Consider the following 26,621-nt stretch of genomic DNA (forward strand, 5'->3'; position numbering starts at 1 on the left):
TCATCAATGTGAAGAAGTTTATTTATGAAATTGGGGAATAAAAAATGGCTAGAAATAAGAGGGTTAAACGCAGGGAGAGAAAACTGCGCGAGGAGAGAAGAAAAAAATACTATGATGAATTAATTCAAAATTCGATGGCTGAGAGTAAAAAAGTAATCTGGGAACATTCTCCAATAAATAAAATCGCAAGTAAAATATTTGCAGTTGGAATATGTTATTTTTTATTCATGCTCTTTGGATCGAGTATAGTAGTTCTTTTTGGTAATGGATTTCGTAATATCTGTAAATTGCCTTCTTCAGACCCTATAGAAATAGTTGATACATCCGAATATAACAATTATCATCTTGATGAAATACTTGATTATGATATCTATGTAAAGCCTGATAAGTCTGATGGTTCACTTTATATAACATATGATATCAGCTGGCTTGTACTTGACTCTGATAAAGAAAAACTTACATGGGTCAAGATAGGTATACCAAATAAATACACAGAAGACATAAAGGCTCTTAGCAATAATATATCCAAGATAGGCTATTTGGATGATTCAGGAGATTATGTACGTATTGATTTTCGGAATTCCTACAAGGAAGGTCAGGTTGTTGATTTCTCTTTTTCAATCCATGCCCACAGATTATATAAAGAGGATGGTTCAAACAGACTCTATTCTTTCACTCCGGGATGGTTCAATGATATTGATGTTGATAACATTGAGGTTATATGGGATATTTCCGAAATCGAGGGAGATATCATTCCTCAATGTCCTTATGGCAAGCTTAGGACAACTGAAAATAGCATATCTTTTTACGGTTCGTTGAATGCAGGCCGCAAGTTTGAGGCTATCATAAAGATGCCGGATAGCGCATTTGATAATGATGATCTTTACGAAAAAGAGATTTCGGAAGATCTTTCAGGATATATGTTCTGGTTTGTGCATGCTTTTGGATTTTTAGCTTTTTGTTTTGGATGCCCCTTGATCGCGTATCTTGTATTTTATGCTAAAGCTATTATCTGGTCAGTTGATTCATATCAGAAAGGTAAAACATATCTGTGCCAGGACGAATCATCAATAGCAGGTTACATGCGCAGATTTCGCAAGGAACACGAAATTGAATATGAAGAGATAAAAAGAGAAGCCCATGAGTTTTATGAGGATATAAAAGGCAGTGGTTCCGGACACGGAAGAGGTTATGGTAGAGGTGGCTGTGCCTGTGCATGTGCCTGCGCCTGTGCAGGAGGCGGACGCGCCGGATGCAGCACCAAAGATTTCTATGGTACAATACTAAATACTGAGCAGATTCATAAAGTATATAAAAGCACGAAACAAAAATAAGAATAGCAAGACAAAATTGTATATTGCACGTTTGAACTAAAAGATAAAGCAAATTAAAAAAGGACGACTTAACCTATGCTGTTAGAAAAACGTTATGAATTAAAATATTGGAACGAAGTTGCGCATACAACCCTTAATCCAAACGGACCGGGAGCTGTGCGTATCCACCTTGTTCCTCCCAAATTCTTTCTTGTAAAGAACGCGCCATCCATCTGCGTTCTCAATGGCCAGTACCTCCTCCCACTTGGAGAGTCTCAGGCAATTCTTCTCACAGAATTCATCCGTCATGTTAATGCCTTCGGAGAAGGCGCAATGAGTGACGATCAGTTAAAAGAGCTTCTTGAAGATACCTACAAATGCGTTCAAAAGGTTTACCCAAGAGTACCTAAAGATATGATCGCAGAAGATCTTGATCGCCTTGTGGGAATGCTTGAGGACGTGGCACTTACAGGATATACCAAAGAGAATATCCCGCTTCTCTCAATCGGAGAGTATGCGCCAAACATGACAGCGCCGCATAGAATGGACCTTATGGTAAGCGCCATGACCAAGGATGGCAGATGGAACTGTAACCAGAAGTGCGCATACTGCTACGCTGCAGGCCAGGCAGCATCATCAGAAGAAGAGCTTTCTACAAAGGACTGGATGGATGTGATTGATGCCTGCTACGATGCCCGCATCCCGCAGCTGACCTTTACAGGCGGCGAGCCAACTATGAGAGATGACCTGTGCGAGCTAATAACTCATGCTAGATGGTTCGTAACAAGGCTTAATACAAATGGTATAAATCTGACAAAAGAGCTGTGTGAGGGCCTTCGTAAGGCTGATCTTGATTCAGTTCAGATCACTTTTTATTCTCATGATAAGGAAGTTCACGAGAATCTTACAGGCGCAGGCGCTTTTGATAAAACAGTTGAAGGCATCAAAAATGCTATCGCAGCAGGCCTTTCTGTTAGCATCAATACTCCTCTTTGCTCGCTCAACGCTGATTATGAAAAGACACTTGAATTCCTTCACAGCCTTGGAGTTATCTATGTTACATGCTCTGGCATGATCCCGTCCGGCAATGCTGTACGAAGCGCCCAGCAGGCAGATCAACTGACAGAAGAAGAGCTTACAGATCTTTTGAAAAAAGCGACTACCTACTGCGCAGAAAATGAGATGGAGATCCAGTTTACATCACCAGGACAGGTTTCTGAAGAAAAACTTCGCGAAATGGGCCTGAACGTTCCATCTTGCGGAGCTTGCCTTAGCAATATGGCTGTAACACCAAGCGGTAAAGTTGTTCCCTGCCAGAGCTCTCTTTCTGAAAAGCCACTAGGAGATATACTTGAAGATTCCTGGGACAAGATCTGGAATAGCAAAAAGTGCAAAGAAATACGTAATGAATCAGCTAAGATGCTGCAAAAATGTCCATTAAGCGAGGTAAGGAGTTAATCAGAGATTAACTCCGAGAAGTGGCGCCGCGAGCTCCACCACTTCAAACAATTAGTCACTCGCGATATGAGGTTAAAATAGTGAGTCGTAATAATAGAAATCGAAGAAAACAAAGAGATAAGCATAAGAGCTTATTTGATATAGTTAAACGTATTATTATCGTTTTTTATGCATCTATTTTTGCAGTTATTGCTCTGTTATTCATTTTGCTTATTATATTCGATGATGATACAGAAGAAAGCGTTACTGATAACAAAGAGTTTGTAGAAGTGTCTGAAGATTCGGGTGAAGAAGTTGTAGATACGGATAGAATAGAGGCAGATTCTGATTATGCGGATTCACAGGATTCTTATGATTCGGATTTACGATCAACTTCTTCTGACGCTGCACAAAGCGTTACTTATTATGATACAGACTATGAAGACGGAGAATATCTCGATATATCTGCATACGAAACAGATAATCTTGATGAGATCCTGGGATATGTTATAAATGTAAAGCCTGATATGTCCGATGGTTCACTCTACATTACTTATAATATACACTGGCTTGTGCTTGACTCTGATGAGGATGAAGTCACATGGGTCAAGATAGGTATACCAAATAAATATACAGAAGATATTAAAGCTCTAAGCAATAATATCGAAGACATCCAGTATATAAGCAGCTCCGGAGATTTTGTACGAATCGATTTTGATGATTCCTACGAAGAAGGCCAGGTCATCAATTTCTCTTTTTCCATCCATGCACACCAGTTGTATTATGAAAAAGGTTCTATAAGGCGCTATAGTTTTACACCCGGATGGTTTGACGAGATTGATGTAGAGCGCATCGAAGTTAAATGGGACGTTTCTGATATTGAAGGTGATATCAATCCCTTGTGCCGTGATGGAGAGATCGTGGAAGACGATGGCATAGTTTTTTTCATAGGATCTTTAAATGCCGGAGAAAAATTTAATACAACCATTGATATTCCGGATAAAGCCTTTGATGCGGATGATACCTATTCCGAAGAGCTTAAAGAAGATAATACATTTGAAAATCTGTTTTTTGGCGGCTTTTTTATTTTTCTGGTCCTTGTTCTGGTATGGCCGTTCCTTGCCTATCTGATATTCTACATTAAGGCATTTTTCTGGTCTGTCGACGCTTATCAGAAGGGCAAGATGAATACATTTGCAAAAGAATCTTCTGTTGGCGATTATATGCGAAGATACCGCAAAGAACATATGATCGAATATATGGATATAGATAAAAATGTTCATTCGTATTATTCGTCTGGTGGAAGACACGGAGGCGGTGGCGGCTGCGCCTGTGCGTGTGCTTGTGCCTGTGCTGGCGGAGGACGTGCCGGATGCAGTACCAAAGATTTTTATGGTACAATACTAACTACAGAGCAGATTCACAAAATTCATGAATGATCATGATGATCTGATCGCTGAAATATTCTTGGGGACATTCCTTGGAATATATCTATAGAAAAGAGGACAACTATGACACAAAAGCTATTACTTGTGGATGGACACAGTATTCTTAACAGGGCCTTTTACGGCATGCCTGATCTGACTAACGCTGAGGGACTTCATACCAACGCGGTTATCGGATTTTTAAATATCTTTTTTAAACTTCTTGATGATGAGAATCCTGACTATGTAGTTGTTGCATTTGATACAAGTGCGCCTACATTCAGACATGATATATTCAAAGAGTATAAAGGAACCCGTAAGCCAATGCCTCAAGAACTTCATGAGCAGGTGCCGCTTCTTAAGGAAGTCCTTGACTCTATGGGCGTTCGCCGCTACGAGCAGCCTGGTCTTGAAGCCGATGATATCTTAGGAACCCTTGCAAAAAGAGCTGAAGCACAGGGCATGATCGTAACCCTTGTTTCAGGTGACCGTGACCTTCTGCAGATAGCAAGCGACAATATCCTTATTGCTAATCCTAAGACCAAAGGCGGCCAGACAACAGTTGAGCGCTATCACACACAGGAAGTTATCGATGAGTGGGGCGTAACACCTGAGAAGTTTGTAGAACTAAAGGCGCTCATGGGCGATTCATCTGATAATATTCCAGGTGTTCCCAAGGTTGGTCCAAAGACAGCCAAAGAGCTGATGCAGACTTATGGCTCAATCGCAGGAATCTATGAACACGTTGAAGAGATCACTAAGAATGCAATAAGAGAATCACTTAAAGCTAACAAAGAAAGCTGCGACCTTTCATATACACTTGCACTTATTAAGACAGATGCAGACTTTGAACTTCCATGGGATAGTGCGAAGCGTGTTAACTATTTAAATGAAAATGCATACAAAGAGTATAAGAGACTTGGATTTAAGAGACTTCTTTCCAAATTTTCTGAAGAAGTAGTTAATAATGCTTTTGCAAGTCTGGAAACAGCTTTTACAGGGGGAAGTAGTAAAAACTCAGGTTTTGGTAATGGGTCTGCCAATAATAATGGTACAGATGTAGCTAACAGTTCTAATGACGGATTCAGCGCTGGTAGTGGATTCGGAATATCTGAAGGATCAAGTGCTAAAGGTGGTTCTTCTGATATGAACTGTGATTTAGAAATAGAAAACATTTTAAGAAATGTACCTCAGAAGGTTGATGTTACTTCAGTAACTTCTTTTGACGAAGCACAGAAAATAATTCAGGAAGCTAAAGATTATGCAAAAGGCCATGACGACAGATTCATAGGCTTTAGCGTAATAGAAGATTCCAAGGATGCAGAAGACTTTATAGGCCTTGGAATATCCTTTGAAAACGGTAAAGCATATTTTCTCAGAAACACAGAGAAATTTACGGCAGAATATGCAGGAAAGGTCCTTGAAGATTTGTCCAAGGATTGCAGACTTGCAACTTTTGATATTAAGAACACATACCACCTTTTCACTCCTTATGAGATTGACTCTAAGAAGGCAAAAGGCAATTTTGATATACTTATCGGCGCATATCTTCTTAATCCGTTAAAGGATGACTACACTCCTGAAGATATAGCAGGAGAGCACCTTGGACGCATGATGAAAAGCTACAAGGAGCGCTTTGGTAAGAGAAGCCTCAAGGAGCTCATCGAAGTTCCTATGCAGATGACTCTTGATCTTGGCATCCCTATGCCTGAAGAAGATACTAAGAAAAAGTCTAAGAAGGCAGCTGCTCCTGAAATCCTTCCTGAAGATGCACTCAAGCAGATAGTTGAATACGCAGGCGAAGTAGCAAATACCGCTATGCATGGAGCTTTTATCCTTGAGAAGAAGCTTGAAGATGCCAAGATGGCAGGTCTTATGCAGGAAGTTGAGATGCCCCTTTCCTATGTCCTTTATTCTATGGAAAAAGAAGGTATCATCTGTAGACGAGATGCACTAAAAGACTATGGAGACAAGCTCGCCGGAAGGATAGCTGAGCTTGAGCAGAATATCTACAAGGAAGCAGGAGAAGAGTTTAATATAAATTCTCCCAAACAGCTTGGCGTTATACTTTTTGAAAAGCTTGGCTACGAAGGTGGCAAGAAGACCAAGACAGGCTATTCCACATCAGCTGACGTTCTTGAAAAGCTTGCACCAGAGCACCCTTTTGTCAGAGATATTCTTGAGTACAGAGGACTTGCAAAGCTTAAGAGTACCTATGCAGATGGCCTTGCAGACTATATTGAATCCGATAACAGGATCCATACTGTATTCAATCAGACAATCACAGCAACAGGAAGAATCTCATCTTCAGAGCCTAACCTTCAGAACATCCCGATGCGCACCGAACTTGGACGCGCTATCCGTAAGGTATTCGTGCCAAGAGACGGCTACGTATTTGCAGATGCCGATTACAGCCAGGTTGAGCTAAGGATCCTTGCCGATATGTGCGCTGATGAGGGCCTTTTAGAAGATTACAGATCAGGCAAAGACATACATAGAGCTACAGCTTCCAAGGTATTCCATACACCTTTTGATGAAGTAACAGATACTCAGAGACGTAATGCTAAAGCTGTTAACTTCGGTATCGTATACGGAATAAGCGTATTTGGCCTTGCTAACGATCTTGGTATATCAAGAGAAGAAGCCAAGGGCTACATGGAAGGCTACTTCCTGACATATCCCGGAGTTAAAGCTTACCAGGAAGGCGCTGTTGCTTTTGCCAAAGAGCATGGATACAGTATCACAACATTTGGCAGAAGAAGACCAATTCCTGAACTTAAGGAATCCAATTTCATGAGAAGACAGTTCGGCGAACGTGTTGCCATGAATGCACCTATTCAGGGAACAGCTGCTGATATCATGAAGATCGCCATGATCAGAGTATTTATGAGACTTAGAAAAGAGAACCTTAAGAGTAGGCTCATCCTTCAGATCCACGACGAACTTCTTATAGAGACAGCTCCTGATGAAGTTGAAGTAGTAAAGAACCTTCTCACAGAAGAAATGCAGAAGGCAGCAGATCTTAAAGTGCCGCTCATTGCTGAGTGCAGCATTGGAAAAGACTGGTTTGAGGCGAAGTGATCATATTATCTTATTTAGTATGTCACATAATAAAAACAGATTTGTTGGAGTGCTTAAATAAGTTTGAAAATATAATTTTTTCAAACTTATTAGTCGCTCGATTCACTCGCGACATGAGGTTATAGAATGAAACTTATAGGTGTTACCGGAGGAGTAGGCGCAGGCAAAAGCGCTCTACTTACAGAAGTTTTGAATAAGTATAATTGCCGCGTTATCTTTTCTGATAACGTCGCAAACGATGTCAAGAAAAAAGGCATGCCCGCATACGATAAGCTCGTAGAACTTCTCGGAAACGAAATCTTAGAAGTAGAGCCAGACGGCTCCTACGGCGAGATCGACAAAAAGAAAATGGCGAAGGCTATATTTAAAGATGATGATTTATTACAAAAAGTAAACGCCATCCTTCATCCTGCAACTAACGACTATATAGCTGATGTAATCAAAACAGAGAGAGCCAAAAACGAAATAGACTACCTTTTTGTTGAAGCAGCCCTATTAATTGAAAACGGATATAAAGATATCGTTGACGAACTATGGTACATTTACGCTACCGAAGAAGTACGCAGACAACGCCTCAAAGCTTCCCGCGGATACTCTGATGAAAAGATTAACAATATCCTTGAAGCTCAGCTTTCTGAAGAAGAATTCAGAAAAAACTGCGATTTCATAGTCGACAACAGCGCAAGCCTCAGTGATGCGCTGTCCCAGATCGACGACCACCTCACCGCACTGGAGAGTATTAAGCAAATTTTAGGCGATGCCCCACCTGATAATGATCTCGCCGGCGAAATCATTATCAGGTGGGGCTTCTAAATTTTCTTAAACCCCCCATAAATATTTTATTGATATATGCCGATATAAAAGCGTAGGGTTATAAGTTCCATGATTATTTGAATATGTAGTTGAGACGTAACTGTGTTTTTTATATTGCAGGAGGCACAGAGCATGCCAAGTCTGGAGCAGAAAGATCAGAACATTGTATTCGGCCTTGATATAGGTACGAGAAATGTTGTCGGAACTGTCGGCTATATGAAGGATGGCAAGTTTTTTGTCATCGCCCAGAAATCCCGTGGCCATGAGACAAGAGCCATGCTTGACGGACAGATTCATGACATAGGCAAGGTTGGGGCCACAATAAGAACCATCAAAAACGAACTCGAGACAGAAACTGATATACATCTTACAGATGTATGTATAGCAGCTGCTGGTCGTGTTCTTCGTACTGTCGAGACTTCTTACGAAGAGATGCTGGATGATACCAGATCCATCACTGATGAAGATATCTACAATCTGGATTCTAAGGCTGTAGAACAGGCTTATCAGGAGTTTATAAAAAATAATGAGTCGGATCTTAAGTTCTATCTGGTCGGCTATTCTGTACTACATTACTATTTGAATGATTATCAGATCGGTAATCTTGAAGGCCACAATGGTGGTAAGGTCAAGGTTGAACTTATTGCGACTTTCCTTCCTGACGACGTTGTAGATGGTCTTTACAAAGCCTGCGAGAGAGCAGAACTTTCTGTTGCCAACCTGACTCTGGAGCCTATTGCAGCGATCATGGTTGCAATCCCTGAAAAGTTCAGACTCCTGAATCTTGCACTTATCGATGTCGGCGCTGGAACATCTGATATATGCGTTACAGATGGCGGCACGATCACAGCGTATGGCATGATTCCGGCAGCAGGTGATAACCTTACAGAAGCAATCGCGCGTCATTGCCTGGTTGATTTTAACACTGCCGACAAGATCAAGATCGATGCATCAACTCATGAGACTGTCACATACACGGATATCATGGGACTTGATAAGACTATCAGCAAAGAGGAAGTTGATACTTCTCTTAAGCCTCTGGTAGATCAGATGGCTGAGCAGGTGACCAAAGAGATAAAGCGTCTTAACGGTGACAGACCTGTAAGCGCTGTATTCGTAGTCGGAGGAGGCGGCTGTGTAAAGGGCTACACGGAAGCGATAGCCAAAAATATGGAAATTTCTGAAGAAAGAGTAGCACTAAGAGGCGAAGAGGTCATGAAAGACTTTGAGTTTCTTAATGCAGGAGATACAGCCCGCGACTCACTTATGGTAACACCTCTTGGTATCTGCATGAGCTACTACGAAGATACCAACAACTTTGTATTTGTTTCATTTAACGGAGCACAGACCAAGATATATGATAATGGTAAACTTCAGATCGTTGATGCTGCCATGCAGGCTGCGTTCCCGAATGAAGATCTTTTCCCAAAGAGAGGTCAGGCACTAAAGTTTACACTTAATGGTGAGGAAAAGTCAGTACCCGGCCAGCCCGGAGAATCTGCTGTTATCATGCTTAATGGTAAGCCGGCAGATATTCATAGCAAGATCCGTGCTAACGATATAATTGAGGTTACACCATCTACAGCAGGAGAACCCGGAGAGCTTGAAATTGGCTCTCTTGCAGAGTTTAAGTCAACATTTAAAGTCAATGTTGATGGCAAAGAAGTTATGGCGTCAAGGTTTGCTACCGTTGATGGAGAGCCTCAGACTTCATTCTATAAGATAAGACCGGGTGATGACGTTAAGATCCTTGATTATGATACAGCGGAGCAGATCGCAAAGCTTCTTGATATCGAGATAACTCCGGATACCCTTATCATGATCAACAACGAAGAGGCAAACGCGGATACTCCTGTTTATGAGAACTTCAAGGTTGAGTTCAAGTCCAGAGAAGATACCATCATGGACTATTACAAGGATATTCCTGATGCCGATGTTGTTGCCATGGAGCAGGAGAACGAGGAAGCCTTTGAAAATGCTGATGAAGCAGTGATCGCTGATGAGACGCAATTTGATCAGGAAGCGATGGATGAAGCTGTTGACTCCATAACACCTGTCAAAAATATCCTGGCCCATGACCTTCATGTGATAGTAAATGGGTCACCTGTGACTCTTCATAACAAGGCTGATTACATTTTTGTTGATGTGTTTGATTACATTGACTTTGACCTTAGTAAACCGGAAGGCCGCGGCATTGTCACGATGCTCAATGGCGGATCTCCCAATTACATGCAACCCATCGCTGAAGGCGATAATATCGAAGTATACTGGAAGAAATAATTTTATTCAATAGAAAATACCTATTGAATAAAACGCTCCGCTAAGGATGCGCACTCGCGCGAAAGGAATATGTTGCATAAATGCAACCGCGCTCGGCGCGAGAGTTTTGCGAGCAAAACTCTATCTTGTAATCACTAAGGAAAAAAGATTTTGATATTCAGGATATGGATCGATAGTTATTTTGAAATAATGATTTAAGAAAAGAAGCCGCTCAAAACGGCTTCTTTTTTGTTGAAGTTTTATGATGAATTATTATGCGATATGATGTATTCTAAATTAAAATGATTTTAAAGAGGACGGGGTTAATATGAGATTTGTGAGTCTGTCATCCGGCAGTAGCGGGAACAGCACCTATATTGGTTCTGCAGGTACGCATATCCTGATAGATGCAGGATGCTCAAGGAAGAGGATCATCGATGGTCTTAATAGTCTTGACGTAGACCTTCCTGATATAAATGGAATTTTTATCACACACGAACATTCAGATCACATAGCAGCGCTTCGTCTTATCTTGAAAAAATATGATATTCCGGTATACGCAACAGCCGGCACCATCCAGGGAATCAGAGCATCTGACAAGAACCATGAGATGGATGATAAAGAGTTTCACGTAATTAGAAGCGACGAGCCCGTTCTTGTGGGCGATATTAAAGTAAATCCCATGCGAATTTCACATGATGCATTAGAGCCTGTCGGATTCAGGATCGAATGTGAAGGCCGTAAGGCTGCAGTAGCAACAGACCTTGGCTGTTATGACGATTATATCGTAGGCTGCCTTCAGGATATGGATGCACTCCTTCTTGAAGCCAATCACGATGTAAGGATGCTCCAGACGGGTCCTTATCCATACCAGCTCAAGATGAGAATTGCAGGCAATGAAGGCCATCTTTCCAATGATATGTCAGGAGAGCTTTTATGTAAGCTTTTGAATGATCACATGAAGGGAATCGTACTTGGCCATCTTTCTGACAAGAACAACCTTCCAGAGCTTGCATATGAGACAGTAAGACTTGCGATAGACATGGGTGACAATCCATATCACAGCGGGGATATCCCTTTGTATGTGGCTAAGAGAAGCGAAGTATCACAGGTGATAGAAATCTAAGAGATATGTAATATAAAGGAGAAACAGTCATGAAGAGAGCAATTATAACTGTAGTCGGCAAAGATACCGTGGGCATTATCGCCAGAGTATGCACTTACCTTGCTTCTGAGAAGGTTAACATTCTCGATATCTCACAGACAATCGTTTCAGGTTATTTCAATATGATGATGATCGTTGATGTAACAGGCCGCGATGCTGATTTTGGAAGACTTGAAGAGGACCTTTCCAAAGTCGGAGAAGAAATGGGTGTAGTTATCAAAATGCAGCGCGAAGACATATTCGATTCAATGCATAGGATTTAAAAATGTATCCATGCATTTTTGGACAAATCCGGATGTCAGCCTGGATAAAACCTGATTATTTAGAGAGAGGTCGCACATGATTAATATTACAGAAGTATCTGAAACTAATGACATGATAGAAAAAGAGAACCTTGATGTCCGTACGATCACCATGGGCATAAGTCTTCTCGATTGCATAGATTCTGATCTTGACAGACTTTGTGAGAAGATCCATGACAAGATCTACAATAGTGCCAAGGATCTTGTTTCAACAGGAGAGCAGATTTCCAAGGAATATGGTATTCCGATCGTTAACAAAAGAATCTCTGTAACTCCCATTGCTATCGTAGGCGGCGCAGCCTGCAAGACTTCAGAAGATTTTGTTACTATCGCTAAAACTCTTGATAAAGTTGCTCACGAAGTAGGAGTTAACTTTATCGGCGGTTATTCTGCACTTGTTAGTAAGGGTATGACTAAGGCTGACGAGCTTCTTATAAGATCCATCCCGCAGGCTCTTTCACAGACAGAGCTTATCTGCAGCTCAGTTAATGTTGGCTCTACCAAGACAGGTATCAACATGGATGCAGTTCGCCTCATGGGTGATGTAGTCCTTGAGACTGCAAAAGCTTCTGAGCATATTGAAGTTAACGGATGCGCCAAACTTGTAGTATTCTGCAATGCTCCTGATGATAACCCGTTCATGGCAGGCGCTTTCCACGGCGTAACAGAAGCTGACAGGATCATCAATGTCGGCGTATCAGGCCCCGGCGTTGTTAAGACAGCTCTTTCCAAGGTTCGCGGCGAGAACTTTGAAGTTCTTTGTGAGACTATCAAGAAGACAGCATTCAAAGTTACAAGAGTTGGTCAGCTTGTTGCCAAAGAGGCTTCAGCCAGACTTGGAGTTCCTTTTGGAATCGTAGATCTGTCTCTTGCTCCAACACCTGCTATTGGAGATTCAGTTGCTGATATCCTCTGCGAGATAGGTCTTGAGCATGCAGGCGCTCCCGGAACAACAGCAGCCCTTGCACTTCTTAATGATCAGGTCAAAAAAGGCGGCGTAATGGCATCTTCTTATGTTGGCGGTCTTTCAGGCGCATTCATCCCTGTAAGTGAAGATCAGGGTATGATCGATGCAGTTGAAGCCGGCGCTCTTACACTTGAAAAGCTTGAAGCCATGACCTGCGTATGTTCTGTAGGTCTTGATATGATCGCAATCCCAGGCGATACTAAAGCTACAACAATTGCAGGTGTTATCGCTGATGAGATGGCTATCGGTATGATCAACCAGAAGACAACAGCTGTAAGAATCATCCCCTGCATTGGCAAAAAAGTTGGCGACAGAGTTGAATTTGGTGGCCTTTTGGGATATGCACCTATCATGCCTGTTAACTCATTTGACTGCAGCGCATTTGTTAACAGAGGCGGAAGAATACCTGCACCGGTTCACTCATTCAAAAATTAATTACCAGCATATTTACATGAGATTGTCATATTAACCAAAAACTCTCATAAGAAATTGTGCATAAATCAAAAATAAAAATAATGTGATAATAATCATGATAACGTGGTCTCTGAAAAAGGGGCCACGTTTTTTGAAATAAAAATCTTCCTAACTATAGCCGTAAAAAATCGGGTATATTTCTACAGAATTTACGTTGCATAGAGCCATATTTTACTTTATATTGTAAAAGATGCGTTCCAAAACGCAGATGGGGATCTGCGAAGCATCACCAAAGGAATTAAAATTTTGTTTCAGGGAGGAACCTTTCCATGAATCTTACAGAATCATTTAAAGTTATTCGCAAGAACGACGCGGATAAAGTGGCTGATTTTTTCACTAAACATAATAATGTTGCTAATTTCATTCTGCAGGAGATGAACTGTGCAGAGACTAAAGAGAGCGTAGCACAGATGACAGGAAGTATCTTTGATCTTGTATCTCTTATGCAGAGCGTAAGAAATATGGAATCAGGAACATACATCCGCATGGTTTCTAAATTTATCCGTGTTTATGGAAAATACAACTTCCCTGCGCTTTATAATCTTGGAATGATCATTGATAATAATCTTAAGATTGCTTATGTTCGTGATAACTGGGACAAGGTTGCCAAAAAGAATCCTCGCGCAGCAGCTGCTCTTGAGCGTGCTTTTGAAGAGCTTAAGAGAAGAGCAAGAGACTACTCTATGAGAGGTTTCTATTGTGAACTTCAGTGCGATTTCGTAACAAGCTGGACCAATGGTAAGCCAACTTACAGGCATGAGAGAATCTGCGATTTCTATTCTCATAAATATGATGAAGAGAAAATGATCGATTCAAATCCAGAGCTTATCAAATGGGCTCTCCTCAAGCTGTATGAAGGATATTTCGTGACATTCTCACTTCTTGCATATGATTATCAGACCAAGAATAGTGAAGTACTCACACTTGGATACCGTTATGGCATCCTTTATGAGATGGTTAACAACTTTGGCGGACGCGCTATCACATGCCTTCTGCCTGATCTTGGAGCTGATGTTCATCAGATCGCAGGAGACAGATACCTTGCTCTTTGCTGCCCTAAGGAAGCAAGACAGGGAACTGTAAAGTGCACGGACGCATTCCACCCGGTATTCGAGGGATAATTACAGAACGTAGTTACGACATTTTTATAAGTGCATAGAAGTTTGATTTCAAAATTTGCACTTTGATGTCAGCGATATGAGGCCATGGCACTATGAAAAGATGATATTCATCTGTTTTATAGCGTTGTGGCTTTTTCATGCAGTTCATTTCGTAAACAGCAGTTCACCATATGAACTGCTATTCATCTGATAAAATGTGCATTTTGTCAGATTTGAAATGCAACGTTTGCGGGTATGGGTATTATTATTTCAGCGCCGACGAACTGGCGGCACGATCCGGATTCTTTTTTCAAAATCCAATAAAAATTAAAAATTATTATATTTCAAGGAGAACACTGATTATGAAGAAGTTTGTTAAGGCAACAGCACTTATGGCAATGGCACTTTCACTTTGTGCTTGTAAGATGTCTGCAAAAACAGTTAAGTCTGATACAGGTATGATAAAGGTAAGTATCAAAAATGAAGAGGTTACTCTTAACCACGTTGAGTATGAATTCCCTGAGGACTATAAGATTAAAGAGGGAATGATAACAGAGGATATTGGTATTTCATATGTTGAGGTAAAAAATGAAGACCGTGATCATATTGGTGTATTATCTGATGGTAAATATGAAGAAGATATCGACGAGGACAATATAGCTGAAGCAGCAAACGATGTATATGAAAAAGTTCATGATGTAAAAGAAGATCTCGGATTAACCAGTGATATGTTTGTATATGGCGATGAGCTTGCAGGTATAACAATCGGATTACAGGATGGATACGCTGTATTTATTGCAAAGCTTGATACTGAAGAGTTTGTATATATTGTAGTATCAGAAGAAGATGATGATGAAGTTATGGAAGATTGTATCAAATCAGTAGTTGAGCAGCTTGGCAGTGATGAGGATTATGAAATCTTCTTTGAAGATTGAGCTTTGTAAAAACAATTTTTTATAGATAGAGCGTCTGGGATGTTTGTCCCGGAGCTGTGGTGTAAAGCAGTAGATGTGAAAGTCTACTGCTTTATTTGTTGTATAAGACCTTATATTAAAGCAGATAACAATTGATCAAAGAGCGCATGAAAAGTGGCTTTACGCACATAAAAGTCATAATGACAATATAAATAGTCAAAATGACTATAATAACCAACAAAAAACAATCAGTTTTTTGTATAATATTTACTCTTGCATCATATGGTCAGATGGACTATATTATATATAGTCAAAGCGACCATATGAAACATCAAAGGAGGGCGTGATGTACAGACCAAAGTCCAAAGAGGAAGAGGAATTCCTCAAAAACTATAACCCGGATAAATATCAGAAGCCGTCGGTTACAGCAGACATAGTGGTCTTCACAATGTCAGAAGACAAAAAGCTCTGTATTCTTCTTATAAAAAGAGGAACTTATCCATATAAAGACCGCTGGGCCCTGCCGGGAGGCTTTGTAGGAATAGATGAGTCCATAGACCAGGCGGCGGCACGAAAGCTTCAGGAAGAGACGGGCACAGGGAATCTTCCGATCGTACAGTTTGGATCCTTTGGAGAGATAGACAGGGATCCGAGGATGAGAGTCATCTCAATATCCTATATGGCATTTGTTCCTAACAGGAAGCTCAAGGTAATAGCCGGTGATGATGAATCTGATGCAGCAGTGTTTGAGGTTCATCGGAATGGTGATAAAATAACTCTTGTTAATGGTGATATTTCTATATCAGAAGATGATCTTGCTTTTGATCATGAAGTTATCATAAAGACAGCGCTATTAAGACTTGCAGGAAGGATTGAATATACACAGGATGCTTTTTCACTCCTTCAGGACGAAAAGTCTTTTACCATACACGAACTCAAAAGTATTCATGAGGCGGTGTTGTTTAAGTCACTGGATACAGCGAACTTCAGACGAGAGTTCATAAAGAAGTACGTGGACAGCGGAGTAGTAGAAGCTACAGGCAGGACAAGCAATAAGTATTCGGCAAGGGCAGCGCAGCTTTACCGTAAGCTTTAAACAAAGCTGAATAATTCATACAAATAACATTAAATGAAAAAATCCCTTATACTAAGGAGGAAAAGGATATGACAAAGATGGGCGGAAAGAAAATAGTAGTTATCGTAGACATGCAGAATGATTTCATCGATGGAGCTCTTGGAAGCAAGGAAGCACCTCAGATCGTGGAAGGCTGTGTTAAGAAGGTGGCTAAAGCGTATGAAGATGGTGATCAGGTTATTTTCACAAGAGATACACACTATGATGATACATATATGAATTCGGAAGAGGGTAAAAACCTTCCGGTTGTGCACTGCATCGAGGATTCTTATGGATGGAATATTGCATCTGCATTTGGCAATTATACATCTAATTCTGTTAGACTTAATAAGGAGACTTTCGGAAGCGTTCAGCTGGGTCAGAGGATCGCAGAGATGTGCGCAAGGGATAAGTCGATCGAAAGCGTTGAGCTTTGCGGCCTTTGCACAGATATTTGTGTTATCAGTAATGCTCTTTTGATCAAGGCTTTTAATCCGAACCTTCCTATATATGTTGACGCAGCATGTAGCGCAGGCGTAACACCTGAAAGTCACGATACAGCGATCAAGGCTATGGAAGCCTGCCAGATCCACATTCTTAATAAGGGAAAAGAGCCTTGGAGGGAATAAATGGACATAGAATTGCATCCATACAATTCTGAACATGTTTTAATTACATCCTATGATCAGACATTGAATTACATCTAATTTAAGGCGAAAAGGAGAAAATGGTATGTTATTTAGAATTATTACAAGTTTATTGGAAACAGATTTATACAAATTCAGCATGGGACAGGCAATCTATCATCAGTACCCAAGCTATACTACAACCTGGACATTTAAGTGCAGAAATAAGGACGTACATTTCACACCTGAGATGGTAGAAGAGATCAAAAGACAGCTTCGCCTCTACTGCGAACTTCGCTTCACTGAGGAAGAGCTTGAATATCTTAGAAATATCAAATGGATCCAGAATTCATACGTAGATTTTCTTAGATTATGGCAGCCTAGATATGAGGATTTCGTGATCGGCACAGATGCTGAGTGCGGTCTTAGCATTGAGACAAGCGGAACATGGCTCAATACTTCAATGTACGAGATTCCTACACTTGCTATCGTTAACGAAGTATACTTCCGCATGCAGTATGATTATGATGATCTTCTTGAATCTTTTAAAGAAAGACTGGAAAAGAAATACGAAGATGTTCGTTCTAATCGTTTCTGCCTTGGAACATTTTCTGAGTTTGGTCTTAGAAGAAGACTTTCAAGAGAGGCTCAGGAACTTGCTGTTGAGAAGTTTTCACATCTCCACGATAACGAAGACAAGAGCTGCAAGAGCTTTTTCGTAGGTACATCTAATGTATACCTTGCCAAGAAGTTTGGAATTACTCCTGTTGGAACAATGGCTCATGAGTGGATCATGTGCACAGGTCAGGGCAATCACAAGCACAATCCAGCATATTCAAACTGGTATGCACTTGATTCCTGGATCAAAGAGTATGGAGTACTTAATGGTATAGCTCTTACTGATACTATTACTACAGACTGCTTCCTTAAGGATTTCCAGCTTACATATGCAACACTTTTCAATGGTGTAAGACACGATTCTGCAGATCCTATCGAATGGGGCGAGAAGATGATAGAGCACTACAAGTCTCTTGGAATTGATCCTATGAACAAGACACTTCTTTTCTCAGATAGTCTTGATTTTGAGAAGGCAGCAGGAATCGCAGCTCACTTCCAGGGCAAAGCTAAGGTTGCATTCGGAATCGGTACCTACATTGCTAACGATACCAAGGTTCCGTCACTTAACATCGTTATGAAGACAACTTTCTGTAACGGACAGGATGTAGCAAAGCTTTCTGACGTAGACGGCAAGGGAATGTGCAAGAATCCTGAGTATGTAGATTACTTAAAGCGTAGCATTAAATGGAGAATGGATCACGAATAAAAGATTTGATCATCATATAGAATTAGTCCGGCATGGAGGAATATCATGAGAAGTATTGAAAAAATAGATCCTAATGTAGCGATAGACAGCCTGGTAAACTGGATCAGAGAATATTTTGAACCCTTTAAAGGAAAGAAAGCTGTAATAGGCATTTCTGGAGGAAAAGATTCTACAGTATGCGCAATGCTCCTTGTAAAGGCACTTGGCAAAGACAGAGTTGTAGCAGTTAAGATGCCCAAGGGGCAGCAGCCTGATATCAATGATTCAGATACAGTATGTGATTGCCTTGGAGTTGAGAATCATACAGTTAACATTAAGGCAGCTGTTGATGGCCTTATAGCAGGTCTCAAAGAAGCAGGCATAGAGCCTACAAAGGACACTCTTACCAACATCGATCCAAGAGTCCGCATGACAACACTGTATGCCGTTGCTCAGAGCCTTCCTGAAGGCGGACTTGTAACAAATACCTGCAATATGTCCGAGAACTACGTAGGATACTCAACAAAGTTCGGTGATCATGCAGGAGACTTCAGTATTCTTCATGCTTTTACCGTAAGAGAAGTAATAGAGATGGGACTTATCCTTTGCAAGGAATACGGAATTCCCGAAACTCTTATAAGAAAAGCTCCATCTGACGGCCTTTGCGGCAAAACAGATGAAGATAACCTTGGGTTTACCTATGCTCAGCTTGATGCATACATTCTTGATAATGAAGTTCCTGATGAGGAAATACTTAACAAGATCCAGCGCAAGTACAGAGCTAATCTTCATAAGTTAACAGAAATGCCTTATCCATATCCGGAAAGGGCCAAAGAATTATTGTTTTAAGTGAAAGGATGCACATGATACAGGAAATACATATCGATACTCTGGAGGAACTTCTTCCTCTTTTGACAGAGCAAAAGTACAGAGAAGATATCGACAGGAACAGAAGCCCCTATGTTTACAGAGGCATGTCAGATTCATCTTTCAAGATGTATACGAGCCTTAGCAGAAACTGCAAGTCAAGGCAGAAGCAGCTTGAGCCGGCCATACTTGAAAACTTTGCCAAGTATGCCATCAACGATGATCCTGACATTGGACATTCTGTATGGAGACAGATGATCCTGGGCCAGCACTACGGCCTTCCTACAAGGCTCCTTGACTGGACTCAGTCTGCCCTTGTTGGTCTTAATTTTGCTATGACAGAAGAGAATCTTGAAGAGATGGACAAGCATGACTGCATGGTCTGGCGTATCAACATGTCTGAGATGATAGACCTTCTGCCTGAGTCATACAAAAAGGCTGTCAGGAAAAAGAACTCCATGATTTTTACAGTCGATATGTTAAAAGAGCTTACAGGTAACAGCTTGAAGCAGTATGACCAGGATATGGGCGATACTTCAATGGTTATCTTTGAGCCGCCGTCACTTAACCAGAGGATCATCAATCAGCATTCCTTCTTTATGGCAGTACCAACGGGAATTGAAGATATTGAGCAGTTCCTTGCTGATAATACCAATGATACGGTCAAGTATGTCATAGATAAGAAGCTTCGCTGGAGAGTAAGAGACATGCTGGATCAGCTCAACATGAGTGAGAGAATAGTCTACCCGGGCCTTGAAGGCGTATCCAAGTGGATTGCACGCCACTATTACGTGAAGTGAGGGGCTTTCGCACATGTAAAAGAGTCTAGGCTGTGGCGTATTCCTGAGAATGGCAGTTGATAAATGATTTGGTTGTCGTGAAAATCATATAAAATTCAAGGCATGATATCTGGAATAATATATTCTGGGATCCGAAACTCGCTTCGCTCAGACATGCGGATCCCAAGAAGAATATATTATTCCATCTATCAAGCTCTTGAATTTAATATAATTTTCAAAGACAACCAAATCATTTATCAACTGCCATTCTCAGGAATAGTCAAGGTATAGAGTGGATTTTACATGTGCGAAGTCTGTGCTGATGGATTTTGCGAAGATAAAAAATTCTTTATAAACGGATGCTTCTAGTAATCAGCAAGTAGCAGATAACTAAAAAACAAAAAAACGTTGTGAACTGCTAGTTTAGGAATGCTCAAGGACGTGAATGTTTTGTGATTGTGAAGTTTTATATGTTTTATCTATGAGCTTTTTGAGAATCTTTATTTATAAACTTCCGTTTAGACTTTTTTAAGGGTAATCTTATTGACTATGGCTAACACGAGGAATAAAATTGGTGTTGTTGCAAAGTATTTGCAATTAAGTGCAAAAGTGTAAATTTTTAAATGGAAAGAAGGATAGATATATTATGACAAAGGTAGATATTATCTCAGGTTTCCTGGGTGCTGGTAAGACAACACTCATAAAGAAGCTTCTTGCAGAGGCACTTTCTGGAACAAAGACAGTTCTTATAGAGAATGAGTTCGGTGAGGTTGGTGTTGATGGAGGATTCCTTCAGCAGGCAGGTATTGAGATTCGTGAGATGAATGCGGGTTGCATTTGCTGCTCACTTGTTGGTGATTTCGATACTAACCTTACTGAGATCATGAATAAGTACGCTCCAGAGCGTATTATTATTGAGCCGTCAGGCGTTGGTAAGCTTTCTGATGTAGCAGAGGCTATCAAGAATGTAACTGAGAAGTTCCCTGATATGATGCTCAACAGCGCAGTAACAGTAGTTGATGTTACTAAGGCTAAGGTTTATCTCAAGAACTTTGGTGAGTTCTTCTCTAACCAGATTGAGAGTGCAGGCACTATCATTCTTACTCGTACAGATAAGGCTGATGATGCTAAGATCGAAGCTGTTGTAGAGCTTATCCGCACTCTTAATAAGAAGGCTACTATCATCACAACTCCTCTTGCAGAGCTTGACGGCAAGGAGATCCTTGACACATTCGAGGGTAACCATGACTTGGAAAAAGAGCTTCTTGAAGAGATGATGAGAGAGCACGATCACGACGATGATGAAGATGAGCACGAGCATCACCACCATCACCACGATGATGACGATGATGAGCATGAGCATCACCACCATCACCACGATGATGATGACGATGAAGACGAGCATGAGCATCACCACCATCACCACGATGACGACGATGATGAAGACGAGCACGAGCATCACCACCATCACCACGATGACGACGATGATGAAGACGAGCATGAGCATCACCACCATCATCACCATGATGACGACGATGATGAGGATGAACACGAGCATCATCATCACCACGATGACGACGATGATGAAGACGAGCACGAGCATCACCACCATCATCATGATCATGACGCAGAACCTGATGAAGAGGGCGTTGTAGTTCACCATAGTGATGCACATCATCACCATCACCACCATCATCACCACGGTGGCCACGATGCAGATGAAGTATTCCAGAGCTGGGCTCTTGAGACTCCTGTTAAGTATTCAAAGGCTGACATTGAGATGATGCTTTCTAAGCTTGAAGATGCTGACAAATACGGCGTAGTTCTTCGTTCTAAGGGTATGGTTGAAGATTCTGACGGTAAGTGGATCGAGTTCGACTATGTTCCTGATGAGACACAGATTCGTGAAGGTCATGCCGATGTTACAGGTAAGATCGTAGTTATCGGTTCAGGTCTTAAGGAAGATGAGCTTGAGAATCTGTTCCGTAGAAGATAAAAGAAAAATTTAGAGCGAGGTACAATCGCGTGTTTGGTTTGAAAGGGAAAGTTACAATGAAACCCGTTTATATTATCAATGGATTTTTGGATAGCGGTAAGACAGATTTCTTCCGTTATACAATTGCACAGCCTTATTTTCGCAGCAATGGCTTAACACTTATCATCGTATGCGAAGAGGGTGAGAATGACTATGAGGAAAAGCTCCTTAAGTCAACTAACTCAGTTAAAGTTGTAGTAGATGATGAAGAAGACTTTACAGTAGCAAAGCTTCAGAGCTTTGAGAACAAGTATAATCCTGAGCGTATCCTTATCGAGTTCAATGGAATGTGGGATCCGAGAGCAATCCACCTTCCTAAGAACTGGAATGTAGAGCAGCAGATCACTATGATCAACTGCCAGACTTTTGAAATGTACTACACCAACATGAAGTCAATGCTCGTAGAGCAGATCAGAAAGAGCGATATGATCCTCTTTAACAGATGTGACGGCTTCAATGAAAAGCTTCCTGCATTCAAGAGAAATGTTAAGGCTGTAAACCAGCAGTGTGACATTATCTTCGAAGACAGAAATGGTGAAGTGGATGTAACTCTTGATGAGGATCTTCCATTTGATCTTAAAGCAGATCCTATCGAGCTTAACAACTATGGTTATGGAATGTTCTACCTTGACGCACTTGAGCATGCTGACCGTTATAAGGGCAAGAAGGTTAAGTTCAAAGCTCTTGTAGCTAAGCCAAAGGGACTTCCTGCAGGAAGATTTGTTCCTGGACGTCTTTCCATGAACTGCTGTGCACAGGATATGCAGTTCCTTGGATTTGCCTGCGACTATGATAAGGCAGATGAACTCAAGGAGAAAGACTGGGTAGAAGTAACAGCAGAAGTTGGTAAGGAATTCGTTAAGGAATACAACGGAGAAGGACCTGTTCTTAAGGCTGTATCTGTAGTTCCAGCAACAGAACCTAAAAATCCTGTTGTAGATTTTACTCAGCCCATCATGTCAGATTAACGCATATAGAAGTCCATCCATGGACTTCTAAACATGTCGTAACTACGTCCTGTAATTTCAACACTAAGCCCTGCTTTGGCTATATGCCGAGCGGGGCTTTTTAATGTGTAAACTTTGGGTGAAAAATGCCTTCATGGATTCATGTAATATGATTTCAACAGCAAGAGATACATGAAACAAAAACAAAACACTAATTATATGAATTCCTGAAGGAGGAAAAAGAAATGATGAACAATGAAAAGACTATGGCAGCAGGCAACAACCAGCAGGTAACAAACGCGTTTACAGGTGATAAGAACAGAAAGGCACTTATTGGAGTGCTTATAGCAGCCTTTTATTGGATCCCAGCTATACTGATTGAACTTCTTTTGAGTAAAATCGATCCTGGTTTGGGCTCAAGTGTATTCTTTATCATTATGATCGCAAGCTCAATAACAGCTTATATTTTAACGGGTGGGCTTGATATGGTTTTTGGAATCGCTAAAAAGATAGCACTTTTCGGATGGATCATACTTCCGTTTCCGATGGATATAATAACAGGAATCGCAACATTTTTCGTTGCACTATTATTATTCGCAGCATTCCCGATAGTATTTGCAGTTATCGGCTGGCTTAGAATTCATAAAGAAAACAGGGACATGGAACAGTCTGCTTGATTCGGCTGTCAAAAGATATCCCGGTTGTAATAAAAGACCATCGCGATTTCAGAATGAACTGAATCAACGCTGGTCTTTTGTATGATATACTACCAATAGTACTTGGAATAATAGAAGGGAGCTTTTTATGATCTGTCCTGGTTGCGGTAAAGAAGTTAAAAAAAATGCGGGATTTTGTCCTAATTGTGGTAGATCCCTGAAAAGAACTGATGATAACAAAGACTCAAAAAAGATTATCGGGATAGTTGCAACGATTCTGGCAGTTCTGGTTTTGATATCAGTGACTGTTCTGATAGTAAAAAATATTTCTGCAGGCAGATATAACCGTCTTATTGATAAAGGTAATAACTACCTTGAAGAGATGCAATATGATGATGGAATAGCCGCCTTTGACGAAGCGATAAGAATAGATCCCAAGAGGCCTGATGCTTATGAAGGAAAAGTCAATATTTATATAGCAAAAGGTGATAATGAAAGTGCGCTTGCTGTAATAAATGATGGCTTTGCAGCAATTGAGGGAGATGAGTACGTAGCGCAGTTCACTGAATTTTCAACAAAAGTATATGAGCAGTATGCAGACGAATTGGTATCAGAAGGTAACTACCAAGAAGCACTTGAGGTGCTTGAAAAGGGAAATAATCTGATGCCTGGACAGTTATCCAATAAGATTGCTGATGTTATGTATGATGCCAGTGAGCAGCAAAAAGCTGAAGAGGTAAAAGAAACAACTTCAGATGAAGAAAATGCTTTAGAAGCTACTGAAGAAGCTAGTAGTGAAGAAGATGATTCTCAGCATGATGTAGACGAATCGGTTGATGTGACTGAAACATATTTTTTCAGCATCGATATAACTAACATTACGCAGAAAAGCAATGGTACATACGATGTAGAGTGCAATACAAGTAGATATAAAAAAGTAATTATACCGTACGAAGAATTTGAAAGAATAAATGTTGGTGATACAGTAACGTATGATACAGGATACAGCGGGATTAGAGAAATTAAGTGTTACTTTATAGAAGACGGTATAAAATACTTCAGTGAATATTCGGAAGATTATTCATCACTTGATGAAATGATAGATAGTGGTGATGATTACTATTTTATGAGTCCTGATAATAAGGATTATTATGGAGATATTATTTTATATTTTGGATCTAATATAGCAATAAGAGGTTATACGCAGGAAGAATATTATGTGGAAGATGGTGTAGAGACTATAAATATTGATGGTAACTGTTTAGTTAGAGTATATTATGATGAAAGCGGAGAACTTGTAGGATCATTGCGTGATATAACGTTTGACCAGTTTTATCAGGAGTATACTAGCGGGTTGACTAGTTTGTTATCATATGTCGTTAATTATAACGAATCTTATGAAATAACATCTCTTATATCATACGCATGGTGGGGATAATGAATTTTAAATAATAAAATGAAGAAATTCTGGAATTCAGAGGAAAACTATAAATGCCAGATTTAGATAGAGAATACGAAACCATCTTTATAAAAGATGAAATCGCCAGATGCGAAGATATAGATGAACTTAAGAAAAGTATTTTCCCGTTGCTCAAAACTCAGCAGGACATGTGGGCTGCGAAGATTATTTCCATTATAAATGATAATGATCTAACCAAGAAAGGTCTTGCTGAAGCTGTAGGAGTCAGCAGGGTATCTGTCGACAAATGGTGTAAGGGATCTCTTCCCAAAAACCGTGAGACGTTTTTGAGAATCGGGCTTGTGGCAGGATATGATATCGATAAAATGAATCAGCTTCTGCAAAGGTACGGAAGATATCCGGCATTATATTCAAAGAGTCTTGAAGATTGCATTTGTATTTATGTGCTTTCTAAAAAGCATGGAATAGATGCTTTGAATGCATATCTTTATATTCTTGACAGAATCAGGAATAATATCACAAACAGTTCAAATGATGATGACGACGATCCAGAAACAGTATTATTTGATCAGAGAGTTTCCAGGATCGAAACAGATGATGAGTTTGAGAGGTTTATTTCAGACAACATATCTGTTTTTTCCAAATCATATAATAAGTTTTATGCATATGTGAAAATGTGCATCAGTCAGAACTACGGCGGATATGTTGATAGTGTGTTCGAACTTGCCGAAGGTCAGAACTGGTCATCATCTCTAAGACACTGCGTTTCAGCAATAAGACAAGGTAAATGGTATCCCACCAGAAATAAGATAATATCTCTGGGACTTCATCTATCTATGGATCATGAGCAGATAGATGAAATGTTGGAGCTTGCGCACATGGAACCCTTGTGTGCCAAGAACATATTTGAAAGCGTTGTGATGTTCATATTGGATGACGCTCTTCTTAATGACATGCTGGACAGCAGCTTGGATACTTATGATCCTGATGAACTATGCAGATATGCAAGAAATATACTTGGAGAACTGAATATTCCGGAGGTGGAAGCTTTTATTTCAGAATTACCGGAGGATAATGATGAGTGATGTAAATCAGCTCCTTGTAATAGAACAAGGAAAGTCATACATATATACACTGGATGAACGTCCCATATGGGAAGTTGGCAGACAGTCAGGAGACGTAGTTCCTGATATAAGCCTTAATGTACATACAGTAAGCCGTAGACATGGAAGTTTTCAGAATATGGATGGCAACTGGTTCTATATAGACAGGAATGGCAAGAACGGAACCACTTGCAGAGGCAAAAAAGTCGGAACAGGAATAGGCGGAAGAACAAAGCCTGTTTTGCTTAAGGACGGAGACGTACTTGTTTTTGGCGGCGGGGAAAAAGGCGTTGTATGTGATAAGACCGCACTTGCAGTTTTTTGTACACATAGGATAGACAGTACTTTAAAAAAAGTCGATACAAAACAATATAATGAAGCAGATGCAGGAACAGTTATTAAATCAGATGATAGTCTGACTGTAGTTATGGGAGACTATAGTTATATCATTGAATATATGATTTAAGTAATTACATATCGAAGGCTATATTGGCATTTGGATAAATAGCCATGTAAAAACAG

22 protein-coding genes are annotated in these 26,621 nt (G+C 40.5%); all 22 read left to right on the top strand.

Going from position 1 to position 26,621, the window contains the following annotated elements:
• Positions 1–44 precede the first annotated feature (44 nt).
• The gene (locus WAA20_RS07495; protein ID WP_073385116.1) at positions 45–1,334 is read left to right on the top strand and encodes a hypothetical protein; all 1,290 of its coding nucleotides are present in this window, start codon (positions 45–47) and stop codon (positions 1,332–1,334) included.
• Positions 1,335–1,409: 75 nt separating this feature from the next.
• A complete protein-coding gene (locus tag WAA20_RS07500; RefSeq protein WP_073385118.1) occupies positions 1,410–2,771 on the top strand; it encodes a radical SAM protein in 1,362 nt (453 codons plus the stop codon).
• An 80-nt stretch (positions 2,772–2,851) separates the two neighbouring features.
• Entirely contained in the window at positions 2,852–4,189 is a 1,338-nt protein-coding gene (locus WAA20_RS07505) for a hypothetical protein (RefSeq protein WP_073385119.1), read from the top strand.
• 72 nt (positions 4,190–4,261) lie between these two features.
• Positions 4,262–7,255, top strand: a complete 2,994-nt coding sequence (gene polA / locus WAA20_RS07510) for a DNA polymerase I (protein WP_073385120.1) — start codon at positions 4,262–4,264, stop codon at positions 7,253–7,255.
• A gap of 126 nt (positions 7,256–7,381) precedes the next feature.
• Positions 7,382–8,068, top strand: coding sequence for a dephospho-CoA kinase (gene coaE / locus WAA20_RS07515; protein WP_073385122.1), 687 nt, complete (start codon positions 7,382–7,384; stop codon positions 8,066–8,068).
• Positions 8,069–8,200: 132 nt separating this feature from the next.
• The gene (locus WAA20_RS07520; RefSeq protein ID WP_073385123.1) at positions 8,201–10,348 is read left to right on the top strand and encodes a cell division FtsA domain-containing protein; all 2,148 of its coding nucleotides are present in this window, start codon (positions 8,201–8,203) and stop codon (positions 10,346–10,348) included.
• 307 nt (positions 10,349–10,655) lie between these two features.
• Positions 10,656–11,453 (top strand): MBL fold metallo-hydrolase, encoded by a 798-nt coding sequence (locus WAA20_RS07525; protein ID WP_073385125.1) that lies wholly within the window; start codon positions 10,656–10,658, stop codon positions 11,451–11,453.
• Between the two features lie 29 nt (positions 11,454–11,482).
• Positions 11,483–11,755 carry an ACT domain-containing protein gene (locus tag WAA20_RS07530; RefSeq protein ID WP_073385126.1) on the top strand — a complete coding sequence of 91 codons (273 nt, stop codon included), beginning with the start codon at positions 11,483–11,485 and terminating at the stop codon, positions 11,753–11,755.
• Between the two features lie 76 nt (positions 11,756–11,831).
• Positions 11,832–13,196, top strand: coding sequence for a PFL family protein (locus WAA20_RS07535; RefSeq protein ID WP_073385128.1), 1,365 nt, complete (start codon positions 11,832–11,834; stop codon positions 13,194–13,196).
• A gap of 308 nt (positions 13,197–13,504) precedes the next feature.
• A complete protein-coding gene (locus WAA20_RS07540; RefSeq protein ID WP_073385129.1) occupies positions 13,505–14,356 on the top strand; it encodes a hypothetical protein in 852 nt (283 codons plus the stop codon).
• A gap of 341 nt (positions 14,357–14,697) precedes the next feature.
• Positions 14,698–15,270, top strand: a complete 573-nt coding sequence (locus tag WAA20_RS07545; protein ID WP_073385131.1) for a hypothetical protein — start codon at positions 14,698–14,700, stop codon at positions 15,268–15,270.
• Between the two features lie 325 nt (positions 15,271–15,595).
• Complete coding sequence (locus WAA20_RS07550; RefSeq protein WP_073385132.1) at positions 15,596–16,345, top strand: NUDIX hydrolase; 750 nt, start codon at positions 15,596–15,598, stop codon at positions 16,343–16,345.
• A 68-nt stretch (positions 16,346–16,413) separates the two neighbouring features.
• Positions 16,414–16,992 (top strand): isochorismatase family cysteine hydrolase, encoded by a 579-nt coding sequence (locus WAA20_RS07555; protein WP_073385134.1) that lies wholly within the window; start codon positions 16,414–16,416, stop codon positions 16,990–16,992.
• Between the two features lie 103 nt (positions 16,993–17,095).
• Positions 17,096–18,313, top strand: a complete 1,218-nt coding sequence (gene pncB, locus WAA20_RS07560; RefSeq protein WP_073385136.1) for a nicotinate phosphoribosyltransferase — start codon at positions 17,096–17,098, stop codon at positions 18,311–18,313.
• 45 nt (positions 18,314–18,358) lie between these two features.
• Positions 18,359–19,141 (top strand): NAD(+) synthase, encoded by a 783-nt coding sequence (gene nadE / locus WAA20_RS07565; protein ID WP_073385138.1) that lies wholly within the window; start codon positions 18,359–18,361, stop codon positions 19,139–19,141.
• A gap of 14 nt (positions 19,142–19,155) precedes the next feature.
• Positions 19,156–19,959 (top strand): FRG domain-containing protein, encoded by an 804-nt coding sequence (locus WAA20_RS07570; protein ID WP_073385139.1) that lies wholly within the window; start codon positions 19,156–19,158, stop codon positions 19,957–19,959.
• A gap of 625 nt (positions 19,960–20,584) precedes the next feature.
• Positions 20,585–21,934, top strand: coding sequence for a CobW family GTP-binding protein (locus tag WAA20_RS07575; RefSeq protein ID WP_073385140.1), 1,350 nt, complete (start codon positions 20,585–20,587; stop codon positions 21,932–21,934).
• Positions 21,935–21,990: 56 nt separating this feature from the next.
• Positions 21,991–22,941 (top strand): GTP-binding protein, encoded by a 951-nt coding sequence (locus tag WAA20_RS07580; RefSeq protein WP_073385142.1) that lies wholly within the window; start codon positions 21,991–21,993, stop codon positions 22,939–22,941.
• A 224-nt stretch (positions 22,942–23,165) separates the two neighbouring features.
• A complete protein-coding gene (locus WAA20_RS07585; protein WP_073385143.1) occupies positions 23,166–23,597 on the top strand; it encodes a hypothetical protein in 432 nt (143 codons plus the stop codon).
• Positions 23,598–23,724: 127 nt separating this feature from the next.
• A complete protein-coding gene (locus WAA20_RS07590) occupies positions 23,725–25,014 on the top strand; it encodes a tetratricopeptide repeat protein (RefSeq protein WP_073385144.1) in 1,290 nt (429 codons plus the stop codon).
• A gap of 53 nt (positions 25,015–25,067) precedes the next feature.
• Positions 25,068–26,081 carry a hypothetical protein gene (locus tag WAA20_RS07595; RefSeq protein ID WP_073385146.1) on the top strand — a complete coding sequence of 338 codons (1,014 nt, stop codon included), beginning with the start codon at positions 25,068–25,070 and terminating at the stop codon, positions 26,079–26,081.
• The gene (locus WAA20_RS07600; RefSeq protein ID WP_073385147.1) at positions 26,074–26,565 is read left to right on the top strand and encodes an FHA domain-containing protein; all 492 of its coding nucleotides are present in this window, start codon (positions 26,074–26,076) and stop codon (positions 26,563–26,565) included. Before WAA20_RS07595 ends, WAA20_RS07600 begins: the two co-directional genes overlap by 8 nt.
• Positions 26,566–26,621: the final 56 nt, after the last annotated feature.

The sequence above is a fragment of the Butyrivibrio fibrisolvens genome, from assembly GCF_037113525.1.
Lineage (GTDB): Bacteria > Bacillota > Clostridia > Lachnospirales > Lachnospiraceae > Butyrivibrio > Butyrivibrio fibrisolvens.